The organism is Flavobacterium sp. DSR3-2 (assembly GCF_049896525.1).
Taxonomy (GTDB): domain Bacteria; phylum Bacteroidota; class Bacteroidia; order Flavobacteriales; family Flavobacteriaceae; genus Flavobacterium.
This window is the reverse complement of the sequence record NZ_JAFCUM010000001.1, coordinates 459,212-485,989: the sequence shown is the minus strand read 5'-3', so window position 1 is coordinate 485,989 and position 26,778 is coordinate 459,212. Positions and strand designations below refer to the sequence as shown.

Below are 26,778 nucleotides of genomic sequence, written 5' to 3'. Positions count from 1 at the left end.
TTTATTCTCTTTTTAACAAATCCACAATATTTCTGTCATTGGAAAGTCTCGGGATTTTATTTTGTCCGCCCAGTTTGCCAATGGATTTCATATAGTCCTGAAAGCCATTTTTAGCCACTTTGGTAACCACCACTTTTCGCAACACTTTACCAACAATCAAATCATCATAATACATGTTCTGTTTTCGCATCGCATTGTCCAGCGCTTCCGCAAAAGATACGCTGTCTTCCGGTTCGTTTTCAAATTCAATAAACCATTCGTGGTACGGTAATCCTTCTACTGGAGTGATTTGTGGTGCGACCGTAAATTCATTGATTCGAATATTAGTTCCAATAATTGCTTCCTGCAGCGCACTCTCCACTTCTTTCCCAATCACGTGTTCGCCAAAAGCAGAAATATAATGTTTGATTCTTCCCGAGACAATTATTCGGTACGGTTTTAAGCTGGTAAACTGTACGGTATCGCCGATATTATATCCCCAAAGTCCCGCATTGGTTGAAATTATCAAAACATAATTCACTCCCAATTCTACTTCACCAATCGTATATCGTTTTGGATTTTCAGTGTAAAATTCATCCGATTTAATAAATTCATAAAAAATTCCGGAGTTCAGAAGCAGTAACATTCCTTTATCCTTTTGCGAATCCTGATACGCGAAAAAACCTTCCGAAGCCGGAAACAATTCTATACTGTCTACTTTTCTTCCAATAAGATTTTCAAATTTAGCGCGATACGGTTCATAATTGACGCCACCGTAAATAAACAAATTGAAATTTTTGAAGATTTCCCCCACTGGCTTCCCCCCTTTTTGATGTAATTTCTCAAAATACATTTGAACCCAGGAAGGAATCCCGGAAATCACAGCCATGTTCTCGTTGATTGTTTCCTCGACAATCGCATTTACTTTGGTTTCCCAATCTTCGATACAATTGGTTTCCCAAGATGGCATTCTGTTTTTTTGAAGGTATTTTGGAACAAAATGTGCCACAATTCCAGACAATCTTCCTAATTTAATTCCGTTTTTTTCTTCTAATATTGGACTCCCTTGCAAGAAAATCATTTTACCGTCAACAAAATCAGCATTTCCAGTTTCGTGAATGTAATGCAAAATTGCATTTCGGGCCGCCTCAATATGATACGGCATGGATTCCTTAGTTAACGGAATATATTTGGCCCCGGAAGTCGTTCCGGAAGTCTTGGCAAAATAAAGTGGTTTTCCTTTCCAAAGGATATTTTTCTCGCCTTTTACAACCTTATCTACATACGGTTTTAGCGCCTCATAATCCCGAACCGGAACTTGTTTAGCAAAATCGTTCTCGTTTGCTATTTGGTCAAAATGATGGTCAATCCCAAATTGTGTTTGTTTGGCATCTTGGATTAATTGCAACAGCACTTTTCTTTGAGTTGCAATTGGATTGTTGGACCAAAGCTGTGTTTCCTTGTATATTTTTTTTGCAAATAATTTTGCTGCAAATGATTTTATTGACATTTTTATTTTGTTCTTTAAAAATTGAAAGATACTTTTTATTTCGGATTTCCGTTCCTGGTTTTTGAGGAGCTTGGAAGAGAATTTTTATCTTCTTTCGCTACTTGTTCTCGCAGCTCCCGTTCTTGTTTTGATGGCGATAAATCAACTGGTATAATAATTTCAGCTGCTGCTTCCAGTATGGAATCTTTATTGAATTTAGCATATTCCAGCTCTCCATTCAACACTTTCTGGATGGATTTAATGTAGGCTTCATTTCTTTTTAAAGCATTAGACAACGAATCTGATTTTAAGGCTAATTCCGTTGCATCTCGCTTTAATTTTGACGAGGAATACCCTGGTATTAATTCCCGTAAAGGAGTAAAAGCAATAATTAAAGTAGTGACAAATGTGATAATTATTGCTCCCAAAGTCGCTACCACAAAAACATTCATTAAGGTAAGTTTCAATGAAAATGTCTCTTCAAAAGTATCTTCATTTAATATGATTAAACGTCTTTTGTTAAATAAATTTTCCTTGATTTTGCGTCGCTTTTGTCTTTTTTTGGACATATAATTTGATTAATGAACAAATATAACAATTATTGTCCTTGCTTGTGTTTACTTGTATTTATCCCGTATTGAAAACCTAAATTAATTTTTAGCAAATTTTTAACGCTTTTGAAACCAAATAAATGCGGTAAAATTAATCTCCGTAAACTATTTCTATATACCTTTGCTTATAGATTTATTACAAATTTGCTTCGGCAATAAATTATTCAATCATGGGAAGATTAGGTGTTACAGAAATCCTCGTTATATTAGCGATTGTTTTATTACTTTTTGGTGGTAAAAAAATACCGGAACTTATGAAAGGTTTAGGAAGCGGAATCAAAGAGTTTAAAAACGCAGCCAAAGATGGTCAGCCAGCTGATAAGAAAGAAGAAGAAATAAAATAAAAAAAAAGCTTTTCATAATATGAAAAGCTTTTTTATATGGTTTAAATGATCATTGTTCGATGCATTTAATTTTTAAACTAATTGGAGTAAATTTCGAAAATATCATTTTCTTCTGAATCAATAAATTCGATTATTTTATCTTTATTTTTTTGGATTAAATCAACTAATTTTTTGGTGTCTAAATTATAGGTTTTCAAATAAATTAACTTTGGTGGTGCTTTTCTTAGAAGTACAATTTTTTCAAAATCATCGTCTTTACTGATGATTGTAAATCCATATTTCTTAGCATAATCCCAAATTGAAATATCATCTGCATGTTGTTTAATTTATAATTCTGATGCGTGAATAACTTCTGCGAAAATTGGCGTGAGCTGTTTTATCATTCGCCAAGATAAATTTTCATCTAATAACAGCTTCACGATGCAAATGCTATTTTAGTCATATTGTCACGATAAGCTGCAAATGAAAGTGTTGCAATTATTTTTTGTTTATCTAAGGCTGGAAAATCTGCAATAATTTCATCCATCGACATTCCTGCTGCTAAATAAGATAACACATCCGAAACTGTGATTCTGGTGCCAGAAATACAAGGTTTTCCACTTCTAATTTCTGGGTTAATGCTGATGTATTTTTGCCAATTTTCCATAATTGATTTGTTTAATATTCAAATTTAATCAATTTTTTTGATTCATTATTAAATAACCATTGTCAACTGAATTCTCTTTCTGTCTTCATCTACTTCGGTGACTTTGACCTGCACATGTTGGTGTAATTTAACCACTTCATTCACATCGCTGACAAAACCCGCTTTGAGTTGGGAAATGTGAACCAGGCCACTTTCTTTGACTCCAATATCTACAAAACAACCAAAATTAGTAATGTTATTCACAATTCCTGGTAAAACCATTCCTGTTTTTATATCTTTTATCGTTTTTACATTGGGGTCAAATTCAAAAACTTTGGCTGATTTTCTGGGATCTAATCCCGGTTTTTCGAGTTCTTTGATAATGTCTTTCAATCCCAATAAACCTATTTCTGGTGTAATGTAATTTTCTGGTTTTATTAAAACAGTTTTCTCTTTATTTGCAATCAAATCATGCACCGTCAATTTCAAATCTTTTGCCATTTTTTCCACAATAACATACGCTTCGGGATGAACAGCCGAATTATCCAACGGATTTTTTGCATTCGAAATTCGGATAAAAGCAACGCCTTGCTGGTACGCTTTTTCACCCAAACGCGGCACTTTTTTAAGTTGTTTTCGATCTGTAAAAGGACCATTTTCAGAACGATATTGAACAATATTTTCGGCCAGCTTCTCTCCTATTCCACTCACGTAACTCAATAAATGCTTGCTCGCAGTGTTGATGTTTATCCCAACCGAATTCACGCAACGAATCACCGTATTATCCAGTTCTTCTTTCAACTTATTTTGGTCAACATCATGTTGGTATTGGCCTACGCCAATGGCTTTCGGGTCAATTTTTACCAACTCAGCCAATGGATCACTTAATCTTCGCCCGATAGAAACTGAACCTCGAACTGTAACATCATAATTCGGAAATTCATCTCTGGCAATTTTTGAGGCAGAATAAACCGATGCTCCCGCTTCTGAAACGATAAAAACTTGGACCGGCTTATCGAAAGCTATTTTCTTGATGAAGAATTCGGTTTCACGTGAAGCGGTTCCGTTTCCTATAGAAATGGCATCAATTTTATACGAATTCACCATCGAACGAATTTTCTTCATCGCCATTGCTTCCTCTTTTTGAGGCGCATGCGGATAAATGGTTTCATTGTATAACAAATCTCCTTTTTCGTCCAAACAAACAATTTTACAACCGCTTCTAAAACCAGGATCAATTGCCAGAATTCGTTTTTCTCCCAAAGGCGGTGCTAGTAATAATTGCCCCAAATTGTTCGCAAAAACCTGAATAGAATTGGCGTCAGCCTTCGCTTTGGCTTCTTGCAAAGCTTCATTTGAAATCGCTGGATTCAGCAATCGTTTATAACTGTCTTCAATAGCTAATTGAACGTGCGGCGTAGTTTTATTTTGACCTTTTAAAACTAACGTGTCAATAATATCATACGCTTCATCAATATCCACTTCAACTTTAAATTTGATAAATCCTTCATTTTCGGCACGAAGCATCGCCAATAGTCGGTGTGAAGGGGCTTTTGTCAGCGGTTCTGACCAGTCGAAATACTGATTGAATTTTTGTGCTGCTTCGTCGTCTTTCTTTGTTTTTACAACTTTGGTGGTGATGATAGCTTTGCGTTCATACAATCGTCGGAGTTGTTTGCGAACAAAAACATTTTCATTAATCCATTCGGCAATAATATCTCTTGCTCCTTGTAATGCCGCTACTTCATTGATGACCTTTTCATTCAAATACTTTGTGGATATAAAATTGACATCGTCATTATTTTGCGCCATGATGATTTTGGCCAGCGGTTCCAATCCATTTTCACGGGCAACATCCGCTTTAGTTTTTTTCTTCTTTTTGAATGGCAGATAAAAATCTTCTAATTCCTGTAAATCAAAACTTTGTTGGATTTTTTTTTCTAATTCTGGACTGAGCGCATTTTGTTCCTCAATCGATTTTAAAATCGCTTCTTTACGTTTTACAATCACTTCGTATTCTTTTTGAAGCTTTGCAATTTGTTCTATTTGTACCTCATCCAGATTTCCTGTTGTATCTTTTCGATAGCGAGAAATAAAAGGAATAGTACAATCTTCTTGTAATAATTGTACTGTTTTTTGAATGTTTATTGCTGCAGTGGCAACGACTTTTGATATGAATTGTATATTGGTCATTTTAAATTTAAGATTATAAAATCATGTTGCTAAAATAGTATCTTTGGATCAAAATCCTCATTTATGTTTTTTTTATTCTGGTATTTTCCACTAATTAATTTGGTTGCTTTTTCAACAATAGGAATTGACAAACAACTAGCTGTAAATCAAAAAAGACGCATTTCAGAACTTAATTTATTGCTGCCAAGCGTTATTGGCGGTACAATTGGTTCCGGGTTAGCTATGCTTCTATTTAGACATAAAACCTCAAAAGAAAGCTTCCTTTTGAGGTTTTACGGAATTATATTAATTCAAATTTTAATCCTTTTTGGACTGTATAATTTTGGAATAATTAAATTCTAACAAGAAATTTTATCCACTCTTTTTTGATGTCTTCCACCTTCAAATTCTGTATTTAAGAACGCTTCTACCATTTCTACTGCTTGTGGAATTGAAGTAAAACGAGCTGGAATACTAATAATATTCGCATCATTATGTTGACGCGCCAAAACTGCAATTTCTTTTATCCAACATAAAGCAGCGCGAACTTTAGACTGTTTATTGACTGTCATAGAAATTCCGTTTCCACTTCCGCAAATAACAATTCCAAAATCAGCTTTTCCTTCAGAAACATCTGTTGCAACTGGATGACCAAAATCTGGATAATCCACACTTTCTGCGGAATCTGTTCCATAATTAATTACTTGATGTCCTTTTGCTTCAAGCATTTCGACAATTGCTTTTTTGTAATCCGGGCCTGCGTGATCATTTCCTATAGAGATTTTCATGATTTATGTATTAAGTTGTGTATTGCAAATTTAAAAAAAGTAATCTATTCTGATGAATTTAAATCTTGCTACTTTACCAGATTATTTTAATTGAAATGTACCTTTAAATATGAATTCAACAAAACGTTCTGTAACTATCAGATTACTATTAAATTAAAGGTTATCAACAATTCTTTTAAATGTATAAATAGCTGTAAATCAATGAAAGTTATATATTTAAAATGTTAAAAATTTGCATTGTTAATAGCAAAACGCAATTGCTTGATATTCAGTTAACTTTAAATTAACACAAACTGTTCATAACTTTGGATAGAAAATAAGAACTATTTTTTAATTGTATCAAAAAAATATGTAATCCAAAACCTAGTTTTCAAATCCTAATTTAGTTCAGGGAATTTTTAGAATAGTTATCAATAATAAAAAGTAGGTTATCAACAAAAAACTGTAATGTGAGTTATTTACAAAAGCAATAGTTTTTGTGTTATCAACGATTGTTAATTAAAATATAAAAAGACTTTAAAACTAATGCTTTATCACAAAATAAGTATGTTAATAACTCTAAATAAAATCTTTAAACTTGGTTTCAAAGCTTTTTAAAATATATTTATTGCTACTATTAACACGCTATAATAACAACCAAAAAATAATTTAAATTTAATTTTTATTTTTTATTATATTAATATATGTTGACAACTTTCAAAAAATTAAAACCTAAAAATTGATTTTAGATTTAAACGATTTTCAAATTGTTGTTCAGATTGTCTAATAATTCCTGAACTTTTTCAAAGTCATTAAAATGAATTTTGAGTTTGATTCCACCGTATGCGAAACTTCCAAACGGATCAATGGAAACCAATGTTTCATTTTCAAAAAAATAGTGAATATCTTCCTGCTCCAGCAAATGCTTTATAACTATAATTTCATGTGAATAATTAAAAATTGCAATGGTTTGAAATTCTTCCATTTTTGATACTTTTTATAAAGGTACAACTATTCTGTAAAGTTATATTTTCTTTAAAACTGTGAACTCTTTACCGATAACAGTTTAGTATTTTGTAATTTTAGACTTTTAAGAACAGATTTATGAGTAAAAGATTAAGAAAGCCGATAAAAAAAGAGAAAGATTTCTCTGAAAAAATTATAAAAATATTATCGCAAAGTGCTAATAAAGCATTCAATTATAAACAAATAGGTGCAAAGCTGGAGCTTGACGATACTGAAAGCAGAAATCAAATTATAAAAGATTTGAAGATTCTGGCTTCGCAAAATAAAATTATAGAATCAGAACCGGGTAAATACTTAGTAAAAGCTGAGAGTAAAGAGTATTACGAAGGTAAAATTGACATGACCGGACGTAAAACAGCTTATTTTGTTTGTCCTGAAATGGAAGAAGATGTCTTTATCCCAACCAATAACTTAAACCACGCTTTGGACAAAGATATCGTCAAAGTGTATGTTTACAATCGCAGAAAAGGAAAAAGACCTGAAGGTGAAGTAATTGAAGTACTTGAAAGAAACAAAACCGACTTTGTTGGTGTTATTGACATTCAAGCAAATTTTGCTTTTGTTTCTACTGCAAATCCAAAAATGTATACCGATATTTTTATTCCAAAAGATAAAATAGGTGATGCGGAGCAAGGCGATGTAGTTTTGGTTCACATCGAAGATTGGCCAGCCAGAGCTGATAGTCCTTTTGGTTCTGTAATAAAAGTTTTAGGTAAACCAGGAGAACACGATACGGAAATCCACGCTATTCTTGCTGAATACGGATTACCATCTGAGTTTCCTATTGAAGTAGAAACGTTTGCACAAAAAATTGATACTTCGATTGAAGAAGATGAAATTGCCAAACGTCGTGACATGCGAGATACGTTGACTTTTACGATTGATCCAAAAGATGCGAAGGATTTTGATGATGCACTTTCATTCAAAAAATTAGAAAATGGTAATTATGAAATTGGTATTCACATTGCCGATGTTTCATATTATCTTCAAGAAGGAACAATCCTGGACGATGAAGCGTATCAAAGAGCAACATCCGTTTATTTAGTGGATCGGGTAGTGCCAATGTTACCGGAAGTATTATCAAATTTTGCTTGTTCTTTACGTCCAAATGAAGAAAAATACACATTTTCCGCTATTTTTGAAATAACGGAAACCTCACAAGTTGTCAACCAATGGTTTGGTCGAACGGTAATTTATTCCGATCAACGTTTTGCTTACGAGGAAGCGCAATACATCATAGAAACTAAAGACGATGTAATTCCTGAAGAAATTTCGATTACAGGAAGTTCGTATCAAGTTTCTTCAGCAATTGTTGCTGCGACGCTAAAAATGGATGAATTAGCTAAAATTTTTAGAAAAAGAAGAATGGCTGAAGGAGCGATATCTTTTGATAAAGTAGAAGTCAAATTCAACTTAGATGAAGCCGGAGAACCTCAAGGGGTTTATTTTAAAGTTTCCAAAGATGCCAATCATCTGATTGAAGAATTCATGCTTTTGGCCAATAAAAAAGTAGCGGAATACATTGGAAAACAAAAGAAAACTTTTATTTACAGAATTCACGATGAACCAAATGAAGATAAATTAATTGCGATGCAAACGGTGATTGCTAAGTTTGGTTACAAAATTGATTTTCGTAACAAAGGCGATATTTCAAAATCATTGAATGCGTTGATGGAAGAAGTGAATGGTAAAAAAGAACAAAATTTAATTGATACGCTTGCGATTAGAAGTATGAGTAAAGCCAAATATTCTACGGATAACATAGGACATTACGGTTTGGCTTTTGATTATTATTCGCATTTTACCTCACCTATTCGTCGTTATCCGGATGTTATGGTACATCGATTGTTGCAACATTATCTGGACGGAGGAAAATCTGTAGATGAAGAAACGTATGAAACAAAATGTGTTCATTCCTCGACAATGGAAGGTTTGGCAACTAATGCCGAACGTGATTCTATTAAATACATGCAGGTAAAATACATGCAAGATCATCAGGATCAGGAATTTTTAGGAGTAATTTCAGGTGTGACAGAATGGGGTATTTATGTTGAAATCATAGAAAATAAATGTGAAGGAATGTGTAGAATTAGAGATATAAAAGACGATTATTACACCTTTGATGAAAAACAATATGCACTAACCGGAGCAACTTCTGGTAAATTATTACAATTAGGTGACGAAATTTACGTTAAAGTAAAAAATGCCGATTTAGTTAAAAAACAACTGGATTTTAATTTTTTAAGAAGAATTGGAGAACCGTTAAAATAAAAAAAATGAAAAAATTAATGATACTTGCTGTTGTATTTTTGAGTCAACTAACAAATGCTCAAGCAACCAGAAACTTAGGAGATTTTGATGAAGTTAAAGTTTTTGATAAAATCAATGTCAAATTAATTGAATCATCAGAGAACAAAATTGTCGTAACAGGAGCACGAGCTGACGAAGTGGAAACGGTAAATAAAAACGGAGAATTAAAAATCAGAATGCCTTTTCCACAATTATTATCAGGTGAAGATATTATGGTCAAATTATATTTTAAAAATCTGGAAAGTATCGCGGTGAGTGAGGGAAGTTATGTTTCAAGTGAAAAAGATTTTAAACAAACAAGCTTAGATTTGAATGCAAAATCAGGTGGCGAAATAAATTTGGACATAGATGTTGACAAAGTAATTGTGAAAGCGAATGCTGGTGGAATAGTTACTTTATCTGGGAAAGCGAAAAATCAAGATGTTGTAATAACTTCTGGAGGAATTTTAAACGCAAAGGATTTAGAGACTTCACAAACCACAATAAGCGTTGCTGCAGGAGGAAAATCAGAAATCCATGCGTCAACATTAGTTGATGCAAAAGTAAGAGCTGGAGGCTCTATTTTTATTTACGGAAAACCAAAACAGATTAATAAGGAAGTTTTCATTGGCGGTACGATTTTAGAAAAAAATTAGTACTTTGGTTTAGATTTTGGAGCAATAAATTTAAATTTTTAATGATAAACGACATATTAGCTGGTATTCCCTGGGGAATTTTCTTGAGTTTTATGATTGGTCCTGTTTTTTTTATTTTACTGGAAACAAGTATTATAAAAGGATTTAGAGCGGCTTTAGTGTTTGATTTAGGAGTCGTTTTAGGAGATATTGTTTTTATTGGAATTGCTTATTTAGGCAGTTATCGGTTGATTCAAAGTTTAAAAGATCAGCCGGCTCTTTTCATTTTTGGAGGTGTATTAATGTTAGCTTATGGCATAATTTCGTTCATACAGCTAAAGAAAGAACAAAAAATTAATACGGATATTATCGATAAGGAAATTGTCAAAAAAAACTATATAAACCTTTTTATAAAAGGTTTTTTGTTAAACATCATCAACATTGGTGTTCTTGGTTTTTGGTTGGCAATCATTATTTCTGTTGGGCCAAAACTAGAAATGCAAACACCTAGAATGATAACTTTCTTTATTGCAGTTATTGGAACTTATTTGTTTGTAGATTGTATTAAAATACTTTTGGCGAAACAGCTAAAAACAAAACTTACTCCTGCAAATATTCTCAAAATTAAAAAAGGAATTAGTATTGTAATGATGGTTTTCGGATTAGTTTTAATCACCCAGGGGTGGTTCCCTGAAGAAAAAGCAATGGTAAAAGATGCATTCGATAAAATAGATAATTAATAGATTTTAATTTTCATAAAACAGTAAAAAGCCTTGATTCTAAATAAATTAGAATTAAGGCTTTTTCATGTAAACTATTATAAATCTGAGGCAATGTAATCGAAAAATTTACCACTTAAATGACTTACTGGTTTAAGATTTTTAACATATAAGTCATGTACGTTTTTAGTTACCACCTGATCAATTTAAAATTATTTTTGAACCAGTAAGAAATTAAGTTTCATTGAGACCTAACACTTAATTTTTCTTAATTTTTTAATGGTTTATAATATAATATTCTCAAATTTTTCTTAAAAATTGGACACAAAAAAACCTCCAAATTTCTTTTAAGGTTTTTGAATTTCTTCTGGATTCGAAACATACTTTACTTAATTTTTCTTAAAAATTTGACACAAAAAAACCTCCAAATTTATTTTAAGGTTTTTGAATTTCGTCCGGATTCAAACCAAACTTTACTTAATTTTTCTTAAAAATTAGACATAAAAAAAACCTATAAATTACTTTGAAGGTTTTTGAATATCGTCTGGATTCGAACCATACTTTACTTAATTTTTCTTAAAAATTGGACATAAAAAAAACCTCCAAATTACTTTGAAGGTTTTAGAGGCATCGTCCGGATTCGAACCGGAGTAGGAGCTTTTGCAGAGCCCAGCCTAGCCGCTCGGCCACGACGCCATTGTTAAACGGATGGCAAAAGTACTTAAAAAGTTTAATGTTTAAAAGATTAAAGTTTAAAAGTTTTAAAAAATATTTTTTTATGCTTTTTAATCATTTTTTATTTAACTTCTGTATTCTTCCATTTCGATAGTAACTGCTTCAACATCACCGCCAATAGGAGGATTGAGTTTAGAAACCGCTACAATGATTCTGGAAATTTCAGGAATTTCTTCAAATATGCGCGTTATGATCCGGTGTGCCACATGTTCTAATAAGTCCGAACGAATCGCCATTTCCTCGACAACAATGCGGTTTAAGAGCACGTAATCAACTGTATCTTTCAAATCATCCGTTAAACTGGATTTTCTCAAATCGGTCTTAACTTCTAAATTCACGGTATAGTCTGATCCAATTTTCCCTTCCTCGATCAAGCAACCGTGGTAAGAATAAGTTCTGATATTTTTAAGTTTTATAATTCCCATTATTTTATTTTTTTGTTTAAAATTGTAAAGTGTAAAGCGAAATTGCTAACTTTTCATAGGTTTCTATGGAAACATTAAACTTTAAACCTCAAACTTTTTTTATCTTTGCTAAAATAAAACAAAAAAATGTCAACTGAAGAAAAATCACTCCATTTTATAGAACAAATCATCGAAGACAGTTTATCAAACGGTTTTCCCAAAGATAAATTACGTTTTCGTTTTCCTCCTGAGCCCAATGGGTATTTGCACATTGGTCATGCTAAATCGATTTGCTTAAATTTTGGTTTAGGGCTAAAGTATAATGCGCCGGTAAACTTGCGTTTTGATGATACTAATCCTGCAAAAGAAGAACAGGAATATGTAGATGCCATCAAAGAAGATTTGAAATGGTTGGGTTATAATTGGACGGAGGAATTATATTCTTCTGATTATTTTCAGCAATTATATGAATGGGCGATTTCGATGATTAAAAATGGAAAAGCGTATGTAGACAGTCAATCGTCAGAAGATATGGCGCTTCAAAAAGGAACGCCAACACAACCGGGAGTTGATGGTCCTCACAGAAACCGTTCTGTTGAAGAAAATCTTACCTTATTCGAAGGAATGAAAAATGGTGATTTTTTGGAAGGAAGTCATGTTTTACGTGCTAAAATTGATATGACTTCTACGAATATGTTAATGCGTGATCCATTAATGTATCGTGTTTTGCACCGCCATCATCATAGAACTGGAAACGATTGGAAAATTTATCCAATGTATGATTATGCACACGGTGAAAGTGATTATATAGAGCAAATTTCACACTCTATTTGTACGTTGGAATTTGTAATGCACCGGGAATTGTACAACTGGTTTTTGGACCAAATTTATGATGACTCAAAAGTAAGACCACATCAATACGAATTTGCCCGTTTGAACTTGAATTACACAGTAATGAGCAAGCGAAAACTATTGCAATTAGTTCAGGAAAATATAGTGAATGGTTGGGATGATCCAAGAATGCCAACGATTTCAGGATTGCGAAGAAGAGGGTATACAGCGAATTCTATTCGTAAATTTTGTGATATTATTGGCGTTGCCAAAAGAGAAAATATAATTGATTTTTCACTTTTGGAATTTTGCTTGCGCGAAGATTTAAACAAAACGGCTCCAAGAGTTATGGCGGTTTTAGATCCGATAAAATTAGTAATCACGAATTATCCTAAAGATACAGAAGAATGGCTAGAAGCCGAAAACAATCAGGAAGATGAAAGCGCTGGGTTTCGAAAAGTTCCTTTTTCTAAAGAATTATTTATTGAAAGAGAAGACTTTTTAGAAGATGCTCCGGCTAAGTTTTTCCGATTGAGTTTAGGCAGAGAAGTACGTCTTAAAAACGCTTATATCATTAAAGGAGAAAGTGTTATAAAAGATGCTGCTGGAACTATTACTGAAATCCATGTAACTTATGATGAAGACAGTAGAAGCGGAAGTGGGAGTGAAGCCAGTCAACGAAAAGTGGCTGGAACCTTGCATTGGGTTTCGATACAACATGCTTTGGAAGCGGAAGTTCGTCTCTACGATCGCTTGTTTATCGATGAAGCGCCAGACAGTCATAAAGAAAAAAATTTCTTGGAATTCATGAATACGGATTCATTACAAATTGTAAAAGGATTTGTAGAACCAAGTTTAGCAACAGTTCATGCCGGAGAAAAATTTCAGTTTCAACGATTGGGTTATTTCAATGTGGACAAAGATTCAACGGAAGGCAAAATTGTCTTTAATAAAACCGTTGGATTAAAAGATGCTTGGGAAGAAAAAGGTAAAAAAGAAGAAAATTTATTGATGAATACTCAAAAAGAAATCAATAAATATGTTAAGGAAAAAGATGAAAACAATGCCAATTTGATTCTTAACAAAATTGTTGAAAACATAAAAAGTATTGATAATTACAGTTTAATTATTCAGACTATTGTCAAAAATATTAAGAATGATAATAACTCGTTGTTGTTTTCAAATCTGATTTTGAATCATTCTAATAAAGTACAAGTAAAAGATATTGAAGAAGAATCTTTAACAAAATTATATACGATGTCCTTAAAAAGTCAGATGGCAGCTGTTAGAATTTTGGCAATTGAAAATTTACAAAATGATTTGGATAATTTTAGTCTTTTTCAAACACAACTCTCAGAAATGAAAAATAATGAAAAAAACGAAAAAGTGTTGCAATTATTAAATGAGCTTAAAATTTAAGCTTTATTTTTAAATAGGTTTTATCGATTCAAAGTCCTCTTTTCAGAGGATTTTTTGTATTATAGTAATTTATTATGATAATTTAATTTTCAATACTTTTATACAATTAAAAAAGACTTTTATAAATCGTTTTTCAAGCTATTTTTTTAAATAAGCAGTACTAATTATAAATTCAAAAAAATCGCTTAACAGCGCGCTTTTATTTGCTTTTTTCCTGGTGAAATTGCACTTTAACGAGTTGTTAACGGGTTGTTGTTAATATATCCGTATCTTTATAAAACAAACTTTTTAAAACTAAGAATTATGTCAAATACTACAGGAAATACATTATTCGCTATTTTAGCAGGAGTAGCAATTGGAGCCGGAATAGGAATTTTGTACGCACCTGATAAAGGATCAAAAACTAGAGGAAAATTAAAAGATGGTTTTGATGGTGCCAAAAATGATTTACAAAATAAACTTGATTCTGTATCATTACAATTGAGCGACCAATTAACAACGGCTAAATTTGATTTAGAAGAAACTTACGAAGATTTAGTTTCAAATATGAGTCATAAAACCGAAGAGGTAATTTCTTTTTTAGAAGAAAAATTAGCCGATTTAAAAAGGAAAAATTCAAAACTTCAAAAATAATCTTGCATTTCCCATCTATCAAATTTTAAAACGAAATACATGGCTTTTGAAGAATTAAAAGAAAATACGGAGGATATTCAGGAACAAATACAAGGATATATTCAGAGTAATGTGTCTTATTACAAATTATGGGGTTTCAAAGTAGCAATGAAATCGACGACCATGATTCTTAAGTTCACATTGATTTTTTTATGTTTTAGCATGGTTTTATTCTTTTGTTCCATAGCAGGAGCATTGGCAATGGGTAAATATCTTGATAATTATCCGTTGGGTTTTTTAATAATAGGAGGAGTATATCTTTTAATAACGAGCCTTTTATTTTTAATAAAAGATAAAATTGTTGAAGGACCAATATTGGAGAAGTTTTCTGAAATATTTTTTAACGACTAAATCATGGAAACAAAAAAATATTCTTCTTACGCTCAAATTGATAGAGAACTTGAAATTTTAAAGACTGAAAAGGAAATCAGTTATCAAAAATTAATTTTTGGAGTAAAAAAAACCAAGGAAAGTTTTTCACCTCAAAACATTGTAAGTGACTTAATAGGCACGTATAGTTCTGTTATTCCTTATGGAGCAATCGTTTCTACTGCGGCACCTTTTATATTAAATAAAGCAATTCCATTTATCAAAAATTGGTTTGCAAAAAGAAAAAGAGGCTTTTAAGCCTCTTTTTTTATGATTTGAAGTATCTATTCTTCTGTGTCGGGAGTTTCTTCAGGAGCTTCCGTTAATTCGACCTTATTTTCCCTTCTAGAATTCCCTCTTTCGCTTCTCTTTTTCATTAATTCACCTACCTGATTAGAAGCACTAAATGAAGCAATCATGTTATTAAGCATGTCACTTCCCGCTTGTGGAGAGTTTGGTAATAAGATCAGATTCGAATTTGTGTCAGCACCAATAGCTTGTAACGTATCATAATGTTGTGTTACCACAATCAATGCCGAAGCTTCTTGGGAATTGATACCAACTCTGTTCAAAACATCAACACTTTCTACTAAACCTTTAGCAATTTCTCTTCGTTGGTTTGCGATTCCTTGTCCTTGTAATCGTTTGCTTTCTGCTTCTGCTTCCGCTTTGGCTACAATTCTAATTCTGGAGGCTTCCGCTTCAAATTCAGCGACAGTTTTTTCTCTATCAGCCGCATTTATTCTGTTCATCGCATTCTTTACTTGAATATCCGGATCAATATCCGTTACCAAAGTGTTGATAATCGTATATCCATAAGTCGTCATGGCTTCATTCAATTCTCTTTTTACAGCAATGGCAATATCGTCTTTTCTTTCAAAAACATCATCAAGTTTTAGCTTTGGAACTTCGGCACGAACGACATCAAATACATAAGAAGTAATTTGATCGTGCGGATATTCCAGTTTATAAAAAGCGTCGTAAACGGTTTCTTTGATAACCATAAATTGAACTGAAACTTTAAGTTTCACAAAAACGTTGTCTTTGGTTTTTGTTTCAATGATAACATCCAATTGTTGGATTTTTAGATTCACACGTCCTGCGATTCTGTCAATCAATGGAATTTTCAAATGCAAACCGGATTGTCTGATACTTAAAAATTTTCCAAATCGCTCTACAACAACAGCCGTTTGCTGTTTGACTGTAAAAAATGAGGAAAATAAAATGAAAAATCCAAATACGAGTAGAATAATTAAAGCAATGTTCATAATGTTTTTATTTTTAGTTAAAAATTATCCCACAATTTACAAAAAAACTTTAGGTTTGTCTTTGTAAATTCCAATTATATGAGAAAAATATCACTTAGTTTAGTTTTTGTTTTCTGTACAATATCAGCCTTTTCTCAATATAAATATAGAGATTCAAACAGGATAGGAATCAGTTTTGGAGTCAATCAATTTACCTTGAACACTGATAATTTCGAAACAAAACCTGAATTGGGTTGGGATGCTGGACTTTGTATGCGGGGAAATTTCTATAATAACTGGGATATGGTTTATGCAATTCAGTTTAGCGAAAACAATTTTTCTGTTGCAACGAATAGTTTGACTTTAGCTAAAGAAGATGTCAATTATAAATTGGCTTCGGCCCAAATAGCATTACAAGCAAGTTTCAAAATTATCGAAAGTCATTTGAGTTTGGAGTTTGGACCAATTGTTCAAGTAAACGGAAAATTTAAAATTGACTCTAATAAAGAAAATAACAACATTTCCGGAACCACATTGTTAGCCAAAGATATTGTGGATATTTCAAAATTTAATTTGTATCCAACTGTAGGAATTACTGCTGGAGTTCGCCATTTCAGAATTAATTTCTCTTATCAATATGGATTGAACAATATGCTTGCAAATTTGAACAACAAGAATTTAGGTGTAAATTTCAAAGTGAATTCAGGAATTATTAATGCAGATTTGATTCTTTATTTATAAAAAAAAGCTCCCAAATTCGGGAGCTTTTTTAGTTTTAAAGAGAAGAAATTGCTTTCTCAATTCTATTAATCGTTTCCTTCTTTCCAATTACTTCAACGATATCAAATAGGTGAGGACCTTTTAATGCGCCAACCAAACTCAAACGAAACGGCTGCATTACTTTTCCCATTCCAATTTCGTTTTTCGTCATCCAGTCTTTTACAATCGTCTCGATATTCATTGAAGTGAAATCTGTGATTTCATCTATAACGGAGATTAATTCTTGCATTAATGCCGGTGTTTCAGCTTTCCAGTTTTTGCGTGCTTTTTCATCATACGCTGTTGGAGCGACAAAGAAGAAATCACTCATTTCCCAAAATTCAGAAACAAAATGCGCGCGTTCTTTAATTAAAGAAACTACTTTTGTAACTACGTTTTCAGAAACGTTGTAACCTTTTTCAATCAAAGCAGGAGCGAAGGATTTCGCCAAATTTTCATCTTTCTGTTTCACTAAATATTGATGATTGAACCATTTATTTTTTTCCGGATCAAATTTAGCTCCAGCTTTATGTACTCGACTCAAATCAAATGCAGCAACTAATTCATCAAGTGTATATAATTCTTTTTCCGATCCGTCATTCCAACCTAGTAAGGCTAAAAAGTTAATTACTGCTTCCGGGAAAAACCCTTTTTCTCTGTAACCGGACGAAACACCTTCTTCAGTTTTCCAATCTAATGGAAAAACAGGAAATCCCATTTTGTCACCGTCACGCTTGGATAATTTTCCGTTTCCAACAGGTTTCATTATTAAGGGTAAATGTGCAAATTCCGGTGATTCCCAACCAAATGCTCTGTACAATAAAATGTGTAAAGGCATCGATGGCAACCATTCTTCGCCACGAATTACATGCGACGTTTCCATTAAATGATCATCCACAATATTAGCCAAATGATACGTTGGCATTCCGTCACTTTTAAACAGTACTTTATCATCTAAAAGATTCGTTTCAAATTTCACTTCTCCACGTATGATGTCGTGCAAATGCAGCGTTTCATTCACCGGAGTTTTAAAACGGATGACATAATGTTCGCCATCAGCAATCCTTTTAGCAGTTTCGTCTGCAGAAATCACTAATGAAGTGTCCAGTTTTTCTCGGTTATGGTGATTGTATATAAAGGTGTTTCCTTGTTCTTCTTCTAATTTTCTTGCCGCATCCAAAGCATCGGCTGTATCAAAAGCGTAATACGCATTTCCCGAAGTGATTAACTGATCCGCATATTGTTGGTACAAATACTTTCTTTCGCTTTGACGGTACGGACCAAATTTCTCGTTTTTACCAATAGTCTCATCGGGCGCAATTCCTAACCATTCCAGTGCTTCCATTATATATTCTTCGGCACCGGGAACAAAACGGTTTTGGTCCGTATCTTCAATTCTTAAGAAGAATACACCATTATTTTTTTTGGCAAACAAATAATTGAATAGTGCGGTACGAACTCCGCCAATATGTAAAGGTCCAGTTGGACTTGGTGCAAAACGCACACGAACTTGCTTCGACATTTTTGTAAATTTTGGTGCAAAGATAAATTAAATGGATTTGTAGATTGGTAGACTTCCTCTTTTTTTAAATAAATTAAGAAGCACTAAAAGCTACCTCATTTCTATTGGAACTCGTTTATTCATTACGGCAAACCATATTTGCGGGAAAAAAGATAATACCATACATGTGGGATAACCATAAGGCATTTGCGGGGAAACATCATGGTATTCTAATATTTGGTACTTTTTTTGAGATTTAAAGTGATGATCGCTGTGTCGCGTAAGTTCATAAAGAATAATTCTTCCAAGAACGTGATTTGAATTCCAAGAATGTTTCTCCGAAACTCGTTCAAACCTTCCGGAAGCAAGGCGGTTTCTTTTTAATCCATAATGCTCTATATAATTAATAGTTTCCAGTAAAAGAAAGCCAACAATTCCAGCAAACAAAACAAGCAAAAAACCTTTAAAACCAAAAAACAAATAAATTAATAGTAAATAACTAATTTGAATTATCGTAAACCAAAACATATCATTCTTTACAGAAAAGAACGAACGATTATTAACGGTGTTTAGTTTTTTTTGAATCTCCCAAGCTTTTTTATATGTTCCTATGACTGTTTGAAACCAAAAAGCATACAGGTTTTGATTGTATTTGGCAGTTGATGGATCTTTAGGAGTGCTAACATGTAAATGATGCCCGTGATTGTGTTCTATGTAAAAATGGGTATAATGGCTTGGAATTAAAAGAAATTTTCCTAAAATTTTTTCAAAAAAATTCTTTCTATGACCCAGTTCATGGGCGACGTTAATGCCATTAGATCCAAGAATAACTCCAAGACTTAATGTCATCCCAATGATTTCGGTTTTGGAAATTCCAGTTTGGGTAATTTTATACAAACAAAAAAATAATGCGCCATAAACAATGGGAACATTCAAGTAAAGTAAAACGTCAAAAAACTTATTTTTTAATCTACCCGAAACGGTTTCTTGATCATAATTCTTTTGGTCTACTGGCAAAAGTAACTCTAAAATAGGAATTATAACAAAAGCAAAGAATAATGCAGAGAACGACCAAAAATCACTTAAATATATTCCTATCGTACCAACAACAGGAATACTGTATGCCCATAAATATTTCATATCAAAAGATTTCTATAAATTTACTCAATCGTATCTATTTTTCCAACTATATCTGTTTGCTTATTTTTTAACGTTTTCTGATTGAGATAAATTTGTACTTTTAACGGTTATTAATTAGAAGTTAGAAATTTTGGAAACAGGAAATGTTATTTTTCAAAAACTGGAGGCTTTTATCAAAAAGTATTACACTAATGAACTTATTCGGGGATTGTTATTCTTTATCGGTTTGGGATTGTTGTATTTTTTATTTACGCTTTTTGTAGAATATTTTTTTTGGTTCAAGCCGTTGGGAAGAACAATTTTATTTTGGACTTTCATCGGAGTAGAAGTGTATTTGTTGTTCCGTTTTATTTTGTTTCCAATTTTTAAATTATTCAAACTTCAAAAAGGAATCGATTACAACCAGGCTTCGACTATTATAGGAAATCATTTCACGGAAGTGAGCGACAAACTGACTAACTTTTTACAATTATCAAATCCGAATGAACATCTAATTAAGTCGGAATTATTAGCCGCTTCAATTGAACAAAAAGCGAACGCGTTGCAACCAATCCCTTTTGGGAACGCCATAAATTATAACGGAAACAGAAAGTATTTTCCTTTGGCTTTAATTCCACTACTGTTATTTGCTTTTTTTTATTTCTCCGGAAACAGCAATATGATTTCTCAAAGTTTGAATAGAGTCGTGCATTTCAATTCAGCTTTTTTGCCTCCGGCTCCTTTTAAATTCGTGGTTTTAAATTCTAATTTACAAACGGAGCAAGGAAAGGATTTTATACTTCGAATTAAAACCGAAGGAAAAATAGTTCCTGACAATGCGATGATATTCATTGAAGATGAAAGTTATTTTATGGAATCAGTCAAAGCAGGAGAATTTCAATTTAAAATAGCAAAGCCTTTAGGAAATATTTTGTTCCACGTGGAGGGAAATGCTATTTCTTCACCGGAATATGAATTGAAAGTGGTAATTGTTCCTTCGATTGCTAATTTTGAAATGCAGTTGAACTTTCCTTCCTATGTGAATAAAAAAGCTGAAACAGTCAAAGGAACAGGAAATGCGGTTATTCCGGAAGGAACGGTTGTGACGTGGAAAATGAATACACAAGCGACACAAAATGTAGTGTGGATAGACGGAATTTCAAAAGCTTTTTTTTCGAAAACAGAAAACACCTTTATTTTATCCAAAAATATACTTCAAAACACAGATTATCAAATCTTTACTTCAAATGAGAAGGTAAAAAACTACGAAAAACTTAATTATCAGATTACCATTATCAAAGATCAATTCCCAACTATTAATGTGAACAACGCACCAGACAGTTTGAAGGTTGCCAAGAATTATGTTGTAGGTCAAATCTCAGATGATTACGGTTTGTCCAAACTTCAGATTGTTTATTACGAAAGAGAGAAGCCTCAAACTGCTAAACGTGGAACAATTGCTATTAAGAAAAGTGCATTTGATCAATTCGTTTTTTCGTTTCCTAGCAATCTTGTAGTGGAGCAAGGTGTGTCTTATGATTATTATTTTGAAGTTTTTGATAACGATGCCATCCATAATTTCAAAAGCACGAAGTCTGTAGTTTTTTCTAATCGGGTAGCGACAGATGTAGAAAAGGAAGATCAAATTTTGCAGCAGCAAAATGACAATATCAATAGTTTAGAGAAATCTTTAAAAAATCAGGATAAGCAAATTTCTGAAATGGAGAAATTGCAAAAAACCGGAAAAGAGAAAGAAAATCTGGATTTCAAAGATCAGCAAAAAGTAAATGATTTTGTCAAGCGGCAAATGAAACAGGATGAGATGATGAAAGAATTCACTAAAAAAATGAACAATAATTTGGAGCAATTCAAAACCAATGAAAAGGATGAATTAAAAGAAGAGCTTCAAAAACGAATGGACAAAGCAGAAAAAGAATTGGATAAAAACCAAAAGCTTTTAGATGAGTTGAAAGAACTCAACGATAAAATTCAAAATGAAGAACTGTTGTCTAAGTTGGATAAATTTAAACAAAACAGTAAAAACCAAACTAAGAATTTAGAACAGTTGGTGGAATTGACGAAAAGGTTTTATGTAGAAAAGAAAGCAGAACAATTAGGAGACAAATTGGAAAAGCTTTCTGAAAAACAAGATAAATTATCCAATGATGAAAAGGAAAATAAATTGGAGAAGCAGGAAGACATTAATGCTGATTTTGACAAAATTCAGGAAGATTTAAATGATCTGGAAAAAGAAAACAAGGAATTAAAATCACGTTTGGATTTACCAAAAGACGATGCTAAAGAAAAAAGTATTGATGAAGATTTAAAAAAAGCTTCTGAGGAATTGAGCAAAGACAAGAAAGATAAGGCTAAGCCAAATCAAAAAAGTGCTTCCAAAAAGATGAAAGAGATGGCGCAAAAAATGTCGCAAACTTTGGAGGAAGGAGAGATGGAACAGTTAAAGGAAGATGTAGCCATGTTGCGACAAATTCTAGATAATTTATTGGCATTCTCTTTGTCACAGGAAGACTTAATGAATCAGTTCAGAAAGCATAAATCAGGGTCTCCAGCGTTCAATAAAAACATAAAAATTCAACAGGATTTAAAGCAACAGTTTAAACATGTTGACGATAGTTTATTTGCGATGTCATTGCGCAATCCTAAAATTGCTGAGGATATCACTAAAGAAATTGGCAATGTAATTTACAACGTTGATAAATCGTTGTCCAGTTTGACCGATGCTCAAGTGCCGAAAGGTTTGTCACATCAACAGTACACCATTTCAGCAGCTAACAAATTAGCAGATTTTCTAAGTGATATGCTTAACAATATGCAAATGCAAATGTCCGGAATGGGTTCCGGCAAACCGAAACCCGGTCAAGGACAAGGAATGCAACTGCCTGACATTATTAAAAAACAAGAAGGTCTTGGTGAAAAAGTGAATGACGGAATCAAGAAAGGAGAGCAACCAGGTGAAGGTCAAAAAGGACAAAACGGCAAACAGGGGAAACCAGGCCAACCAGGTCAAGAAGGTCAGGGTAGCGAAGGTGATGCGCAAGCTGTAATGGAAATTTATAAAGAGCAAAAGCAATTGCGGGAAGCATTGCAAAACGAATTGAATAAACAAGGATTGGGTGGTAACGGACAAAGCGCTTTGGAACAAATGAAGCAAATTGAAAAGCAATTATTAAATAAAGGTTTTAAGAACGAAACGCTTCAAAAGATATTGAATGTAAAGCAGGAATTGTTGAAATTGAATTCCGCTATTCAACAACAAGGCGAAGAAAACAAACGCCAATCTGAAACCAATAAAAAAGAGTTTAATAATCAATCTAATGCGCTGCCAGCTGCTTTATTAGATTATTTGAATAGCATAGAAATATTAAATAGACAATCCTTACCTTTGCGCTCGAATTTTAATCAAAAGGTTCAAGAATATTTTAATAAAAAATGATCAATTTTAATTACGAAACCGACTTTAATTTAGACAACGAAGAAGCGGTTGCAACCTGGTTGGGAAATGTTATTACATCGGAGAACAAGAAAGAAGGAGAGATAAATTACATCTTTTGTGACGATGAGTATTTGCACAAAATCAATGTGGAGTATCTGGATCACGATACGCTGACGGATATCATCAGCTTTGATTACTCTATGGGTAATGAGTTGCACGGTGACATTTTTGTTTCTGTCGAAAGAGTGAAAGACAATGCCTCTGATTTCAATGTCTCTTTTGAGGAAGAATTAAAGCGCGTTTTAGTTCACGGAATTTTACACTACTGTGGCTACAAAGATAAAGGAGAAGCGGAGGAGCTTTTAATGAGAAGTAAAGAAGATCAAAAAATCGCTATGTTTCACGTGGAACAATAGTGGAGTTTTAAACTTCAAGTCAAATATGTTTCACGTGGAACATTTTGTTTTGGTTTAAAAAATACGGTTGCAATGTTTCACGTGGAACAAAAATAGAATTCAAAATTACAATCCTTAATTTTAGGATTAAATTATAAAAGAAGATGTTTCTAGATGAATATGATGTGATAGTTGTGGGTGCGGGCCATGCCGGTTCTGAGGCTGCTGCCGCCGCCGCAAATTTGGGATCTAAAACCTTATTGGTTACAATGAGCTTGCAGAATATTGCCCAGATGTCTTGCAACCCAGCGATGGGTGGAATTGCCAAAGGACAAATTGTTCGTGAGATTGATGCGCTTGGAGGATACTCTGGAATTGTTTCAGACAGAACCGCAATTCAATTCAAGATGCTGAACAAGTCCAAAGGTCCTGCAATGTGGTCTCCACGTGTTCAAAGTGATCGTATGCGTTTTGCTGAGGAATGGAGAATGATGTTGGAAGGAACTCGAAATCTTGATTTTTATCAAGAAATGGTAAAAGGTTTAATTATTGAAAACGGAAAAATAAAAGGAATTCGAACTTCGCTTGGAGTAGAGATTCGTTCTAAATCGGTTGTGTTGACCAATGGAACTTTCCTGAACGGTTTGATTCATATTGGCGAAAAGCAATTTGGTGGTGGAAGAGCAGGCGAAAGTGCAGCTTATGGAATTACCGAAGATTTAGTTTCTGCAGGTTTTCAATCCGGACGAATGAAAACAGGAACGCCTCCAAGAGTAGATGGACGATCTTTGGATTATTCAAAAATGAATGAAGAAAAAGGAGATGCTAAACCGGATAAGTTTTCATATTCGGATGTTACTTCACCGTTGACTCATCAAAAATCGTGTCATATGACGTATACGTCTCTTGAGGTTCACGATATTTTAAGAGAAGGTTTTGATCGTTCGCCAATGTTTAACGGAAGAATTAAAAGTCTTGGACCAAGATATTGTCCGTCAATCGAAGATAAAATAAATCGTTTTGCTGATAAAGAAAGGCATCAGCTGTTTGTGGAGCCGGAAGGATGGAATACCTGTGAGGTTTATGTAAATGGTTTTTCTACATCGCTTCCTGAGGATATTCAATTTAAAGCGTTGCGTTCTGTTGCGGGTTTTGAGAAAGTGAAATTCTTTCGTCCGGGCTATGCAATCGAATATGATTATTTCCCTCCGACGCAACTGAAACATACTTTGGAAACAAAACTAGTTGAAGGATTGTATTTCGCCGGACAAATAAATGGAACTACCGGATATGAAGAGGCTGCTTCTCAAGGATTGATGGCAGGAATAAATGCGCATTTAAAGGTACACGAAAAAGCGCCGTTAATTTTAAAAAGAGATGAAGCATACATCGGAGTTTTAATCGATGATTTAATTACAAAAGGAACAGATGAGCCATACAGAATGTTTACGTCTCGTGCGGAATACAGAACGCTGCTGCGTCAGGATAATGCCGATTTCAGATTAACTCCTATGTCGCATGAAATAGGTTTAGCTTCGGAAGCGCGTTTGCGTAGAATGGAACACAAGTTAAATGAATCTGAAAAAATGGTTGCTTTCTTCAAAGAAACTAGTGTTTCAGTTGCTGAAGCAAATCCTATTTTAGAATCAAAAGATACGGCACTGATTTCGCAAGGAGATAAAATGTTCAAAGTATTTTCTCGTCCGCAAATTGATTTGGAAGACATCATGAAATTTGAAAAGGTCGCAGCTTATATTGCGAAAAATGATTTGGACCAAGAGATTTTAGAACAAGCCGAAATCCAAGTGAAGTATTCTGGTTATATCGAAAAGGAAAGAAATAATGCAGATAAACTGCTTCGATTGGAAGATGTAAAGATCCCTGAAAACTTCGATTACGAGAAAATTAAATCAATGTCAATTGAGGCAAAACAAAAATTGAGCAAGATTCGTCCGGTTACTATTTCCCAAGCATCTAGAATTAGCGGTGTTTCGCCAAGTGATGTTTCCGTGCTGTTGATTTATATGGGTCGATAGGTTTTTTGCTTGCAGATGCAAGATTAACGATTTTTGATTCAGATCTGCAGTCTAAAATCAAAAATCGTTAATCTTAAATCAACTGTTCCACGTGAAACAAAATTAAATTTACATTATATTCAAAGGGATTCTGCTGCAAACTGCGACAGGAAACTGAAAAACAACAATATGAACATTACAAACCAACAGCCTTTTTTAACTGTTAAAGATTATTCTGTTTCTCAGGAGATTTTCGACTTATATCATGACGAGGATTTAGACATGCTAACTACATCTCCGCAACCCAGTTTAGAAAACTTAGGAAAGTATTACGAAAGCGTGGATTATATTTCGCACACGGATAGCAAAAGATCGCTGTTTGAAAAAGCATATCATTTTGTAAAAACGATTGCGCTGAAAAACAAATTGAATTTAATTAATTCGCTGCAAACGGATAAAGGAAGCATTTTAGATATTGGTGCCGGAACAGGAGATTTTTTATCAGTTGCCAGAGAAAACGGTTGGCACACGATAGGAGTGGAGCCAAGCGAAAAAGCTAAAACGATTGCTAAAAAGAAAGGAGTATCATTTGTTGGAGAAACCAGCGAATTGGAAAATCATTCTTTCGATGTGATTTCGATGTGGCACGTTTTGGAACACGTTCCAAATTTGGAAAACCAAATCAAAGAATTGAAAAGATTATTAAAACAAAATGGAACTCTAATTATCGCTGTTCCAAATTTCAAATCTTTCGATGCAAAACATTACGGAAAGTTTTGGGCTGCTTATGATGTACCGATTCATTTTTGGCATTTTTCTAAAACAGCTATAAAAATGCTTTTTGAAAAAGAAGAAATGAAATTGATAAAAGTGCTTCCTATGAAATTTGATTCTTTTTACGTGAGCTTACTTTCGGAAAAATACAAAACAGGCAAAATGAATTATATAAAAGCCTTTTTTGTCGGATTGCAATCAAATTGGAAAGCAAAAAAAAATTTCGAGTATTCTTCACACATTTACATTCTAAAAAACAACTAAAAATCATTTTAAGTGCATTTAAGCTTGTTTATTTAGTGTAGTCGAGAGTACAATCGAATTTTTAAAATAATTCGTTTATTTAAAAGATATACAAGTCAATTGTAATAGTTATAAATTATAAATTTATAAAACATAATAACAAAATCTTATATCATAAAAAAGTA

The 26,778-nt window shown here is 33.1% G+C and carries 25 protein-coding genes and 1 tRNA gene; 14 read left to right on the top strand and 12 right to left on the bottom strand.

The window, feature by feature from the left end; all coding sequences use genetic code 11:
- Position 1: 1 nt before the first annotated feature.
- Together ACP7AV_RS02105 and ACP7AV_RS02100 are read right to left on the bottom strand one after the other, a co-directional pair.
- On the bottom strand, positions 2 to 1,489 hold the full coding sequence (locus ACP7AV_RS02105) for a GH3 auxin-responsive promoter family protein (protein WP_426090561.1): 1,488 nt from the start codon (positions 1,487 to 1,489) through the stop codon (positions 2 to 4).
- A 35-nt stretch (positions 1,490 to 1,524) separates the two neighbouring features.
- Positions 1,525 to 2,037 carry a peptidase gene (locus tag ACP7AV_RS02100; protein ID WP_426062482.1) on the bottom strand — a complete coding sequence of 171 codons (513 nt, stop codon included), beginning with the start codon at positions 2,035 to 2,037 and terminating at the stop codon, positions 1,525 to 1,527.
- Positions 2,038 to 2,249: 212 nt separating this feature from the next.
- Between ACP7AV_RS02100 and tatA the strand changes: the two genes are divergently transcribed.
- On the top strand, positions 2,250 to 2,423 hold the full coding sequence (gene tatA, locus ACP7AV_RS02095; protein WP_113636086.1) for a twin-arginine translocase TatA/TatE family subunit: 174 nt from the start codon (positions 2,250 to 2,252) through the stop codon (positions 2,421 to 2,423).
- 77 nt (positions 2,424 to 2,500) lie between these two features.
- On the opposite strand, the gene ACP7AV_RS02090 is transcribed toward tatA, so the two are convergent.
- From ACP7AV_RS02090 to ACP7AV_RS02080, 3 genes are all read right to left on the bottom strand, one after another.
- The gene (locus tag ACP7AV_RS02090; RefSeq protein ID WP_426062742.1) at positions 2,501 to 2,749 is read right to left on the bottom strand and encodes a DUF5615 family PIN-like protein; all 249 of its coding nucleotides are present in this window, start codon (positions 2,747 to 2,749) and stop codon (positions 2,501 to 2,503) included.
- Positions 2,750 to 2,838: 89 nt separating this feature from the next.
- Positions 2,839 to 3,069 (bottom strand): DUF433 domain-containing protein, encoded by a 231-nt coding sequence (locus tag ACP7AV_RS02085; protein ID WP_426062483.1) that lies wholly within the window; start codon positions 3,067 to 3,069, stop codon positions 2,839 to 2,841.
- Between the two features lie 48 nt (positions 3,070 to 3,117).
- The gene (locus tag ACP7AV_RS02080; RefSeq protein WP_426090560.1) at positions 3,118 to 5,241 is read right to left on the bottom strand and encodes a Tex family protein; all 2,124 of its coding nucleotides are present in this window, start codon (positions 5,239 to 5,241) and stop codon (positions 3,118 to 3,120) included.
- Positions 5,242 to 5,304: 63 nt separating this feature from the next.
- Here ACP7AV_RS02080 and ACP7AV_RS02075 point away from each other — a divergent pair, with 63 nt between their 5' ends.
- A complete protein-coding gene (locus ACP7AV_RS02075) occupies positions 5,305 to 5,583 on the top strand; it encodes a DUF1294 domain-containing protein (protein WP_426062485.1) in 279 nt (92 codons plus the stop codon).
- Here the strand turns inward: ACP7AV_RS02075 and rpiB are convergent.
- Together rpiB and ACP7AV_RS02065 are read right to left on the bottom strand one after the other, a co-directional pair.
- Entirely contained in the window at positions 5,580 to 6,008 is a 429-nt protein-coding gene (gene rpiB, locus ACP7AV_RS02070; RefSeq protein WP_426090559.1) for a ribose 5-phosphate isomerase B, read from the bottom strand. The two genes, ACP7AV_RS02075 and rpiB, sit on opposite strands and share 4 nt — an antisense overlap.
- Positions 6,009 to 6,738: 730 nt before the next feature.
- Positions 6,739 to 6,972 carry a DUF2007 domain-containing protein gene (locus ACP7AV_RS02065; protein ID WP_426062487.1) on the bottom strand — a complete coding sequence of 78 codons (234 nt, stop codon included), beginning with the start codon at positions 6,970 to 6,972 and terminating at the stop codon, positions 6,739 to 6,741.
- 119 nt (positions 6,973 to 7,091) lie between these two features.
- On the opposite strand from ACP7AV_RS02065, the gene rnr reads away from it, so the two are divergent.
- From rnr to ACP7AV_RS02050, 3 genes are read left to right on the top strand one after another with little or no spacing between them, the layout of a single operon-like run.
- Positions 7,092 to 9,284 carry a ribonuclease R gene (gene rnr / locus ACP7AV_RS02060; RefSeq protein ID WP_426090558.1) on the top strand — a complete coding sequence of 731 codons (2,193 nt, stop codon included), beginning with the start codon at positions 7,092 to 7,094 and terminating at the stop codon, positions 9,282 to 9,284.
- 5 nt (positions 9,285 to 9,289) lie between these two features.
- Complete coding sequence (locus ACP7AV_RS02055; RefSeq protein WP_426090557.1) at positions 9,290 to 9,958, top strand: head GIN domain-containing protein; 669 nt, start codon at positions 9,290 to 9,292, stop codon at positions 9,956 to 9,958.
- 41 nt (positions 9,959 to 9,999) lie between these two features.
- Positions 10,000 to 10,677, top strand: a complete 678-nt coding sequence (locus ACP7AV_RS02050) for a LysE family translocator (protein ID WP_426090556.1) — start codon at positions 10,000 to 10,002, stop codon at positions 10,675 to 10,677.
- A 604-nt stretch (positions 10,678 to 11,281) separates the two neighbouring features.
- On the opposite strand, the gene ACP7AV_RS02045 is transcribed toward ACP7AV_RS02050, so the two are convergent.
- Positions 11,282 to 11,352 (bottom strand) — tRNA-Cys (locus ACP7AV_RS02045).
- Positions 11,353 to 11,456: 104 nt separating this feature from the next.
- Positions 11,457 to 11,816, bottom strand: coding sequence for a dihydroneopterin aldolase (gene folB, locus ACP7AV_RS02040; protein WP_426062491.1), 360 nt, complete (start codon positions 11,814 to 11,816; stop codon positions 11,457 to 11,459).
- A 126-nt stretch (positions 11,817 to 11,942) separates the two neighbouring features.
- On the opposite strand from folB, the gene ACP7AV_RS02035 reads away from it, so the two are divergent.
- The 4 genes from ACP7AV_RS02035 to ACP7AV_RS02020 all read left to right on the top strand — a co-directional run bounded on the left by ACP7AV_RS02035 (position 11,943) and on the right by ACP7AV_RS02020 (position 15,344).
- The gene (locus ACP7AV_RS02035; protein ID WP_426090555.1) at positions 11,943 to 14,045 is read left to right on the top strand and encodes a glutamine--tRNA ligase/YqeY domain fusion protein; all 2,103 of its coding nucleotides are present in this window, start codon (positions 11,943 to 11,945) and stop codon (positions 14,043 to 14,045) included.
- A 303-nt stretch (positions 14,046 to 14,348) separates the two neighbouring features.
- Positions 14,349 to 14,678 carry a YtxH domain-containing protein gene (locus tag ACP7AV_RS02030; protein WP_426090554.1) on the top strand — a complete coding sequence of 110 codons (330 nt, stop codon included), beginning with the start codon at positions 14,349 to 14,351 and terminating at the stop codon, positions 14,676 to 14,678.
- A gap of 39 nt (positions 14,679 to 14,717) precedes the next feature.
- Complete coding sequence (locus ACP7AV_RS02025; RefSeq protein WP_426090553.1) at positions 14,718 to 15,068, top strand: competence protein; 351 nt, start codon at positions 14,718 to 14,720, stop codon at positions 15,066 to 15,068.
- A gap of 3 nt (positions 15,069 to 15,071) precedes the next feature.
- Complete coding sequence (locus tag ACP7AV_RS02020) at positions 15,072 to 15,344, top strand: DUF6327 family protein (RefSeq protein ID WP_426090552.1); 273 nt, start codon at positions 15,072 to 15,074, stop codon at positions 15,342 to 15,344.
- Positions 15,345 to 15,370: 26 nt separating this feature from the next.
- Here ACP7AV_RS02020 and ACP7AV_RS02015 read toward each other — a convergent pair whose 3' ends face one another.
- Positions 15,371 to 16,354 (bottom strand): SPFH domain-containing protein, encoded by a 984-nt coding sequence (locus ACP7AV_RS02015; protein ID WP_426090551.1) that lies wholly within the window; start codon positions 16,352 to 16,354, stop codon positions 15,371 to 15,373.
- 78 nt (positions 16,355 to 16,432) lie between these two features.
- Between ACP7AV_RS02015 and ACP7AV_RS02010 the strand changes: the two genes are divergently transcribed.
- Entirely contained in the window at positions 16,433 to 17,074 is a 642-nt protein-coding gene (locus ACP7AV_RS02010) for an outer membrane beta-barrel protein (RefSeq protein WP_426090550.1), read from the top strand.
- 34 nt (positions 17,075 to 17,108) lie between these two features.
- On the opposite strand, the gene gltX is transcribed toward ACP7AV_RS02010, so the two are convergent.
- Positions 17,109 to 18,614 (bottom strand): glutamate--tRNA ligase, encoded by a 1,506-nt coding sequence (gltX, locus tag ACP7AV_RS02005; RefSeq protein WP_426090549.1) that lies wholly within the window; start codon positions 18,612 to 18,614, stop codon positions 17,109 to 17,111.
- Positions 18,615 to 18,704: 90 nt separating this feature from the next.
- On the bottom strand, positions 18,705 to 19,733 hold the full coding sequence (locus ACP7AV_RS02000; RefSeq protein WP_426090548.1) for an alkane 1-monooxygenase: 1,029 nt from the start codon (positions 19,731 to 19,733) through the stop codon (positions 18,705 to 18,707).
- A 130-nt stretch (positions 19,734 to 19,863) separates the two neighbouring features.
- Here ACP7AV_RS02000 and ACP7AV_RS01995 point away from each other — a divergent pair, with 130 nt between their 5' ends.
- The 4 genes from ACP7AV_RS01995 (at position 19,864) to ACP7AV_RS01980 (ending at position 26,614) form a co-directional block, all read left to right on the top strand.
- Positions 19,864 to 23,166, top strand: coding sequence for a hypothetical protein (locus tag ACP7AV_RS01995; protein ID WP_426090547.1), 3,303 nt, complete (start codon positions 19,864 to 19,866; stop codon positions 23,164 to 23,166).
- Positions 23,163 to 23,582: an rRNA maturation RNase YbeY gene (gene ybeY, locus ACP7AV_RS01990; RefSeq protein ID WP_426090546.1), complete on the top strand. Its 420-nt coding sequence runs from the start codon at positions 23,163 to 23,165 to the stop codon at positions 23,580 to 23,582. The genes ACP7AV_RS01995 and ybeY overlap by 4 nt, the downstream gene beginning before the upstream one ends.
- Before the next feature lie 143 nt (positions 23,583 to 23,725).
- Positions 23,726 to 25,597, top strand: coding sequence for a tRNA uridine-5-carboxymethylaminomethyl(34) synthesis enzyme MnmG (gene mnmG / locus ACP7AV_RS01985; RefSeq protein ID WP_426090545.1), 1,872 nt, complete (start codon positions 23,726 to 23,728; stop codon positions 25,595 to 25,597).
- A gap of 168 nt (positions 25,598 to 25,765) precedes the next feature.
- Positions 25,766 to 26,614, top strand: a complete 849-nt coding sequence (locus tag ACP7AV_RS01980; RefSeq protein ID WP_426090544.1) for a class I SAM-dependent methyltransferase — start codon at positions 25,766 to 25,768, stop codon at positions 26,612 to 26,614.
- Positions 26,615 to 26,778: the final 164 nt, after the last annotated feature.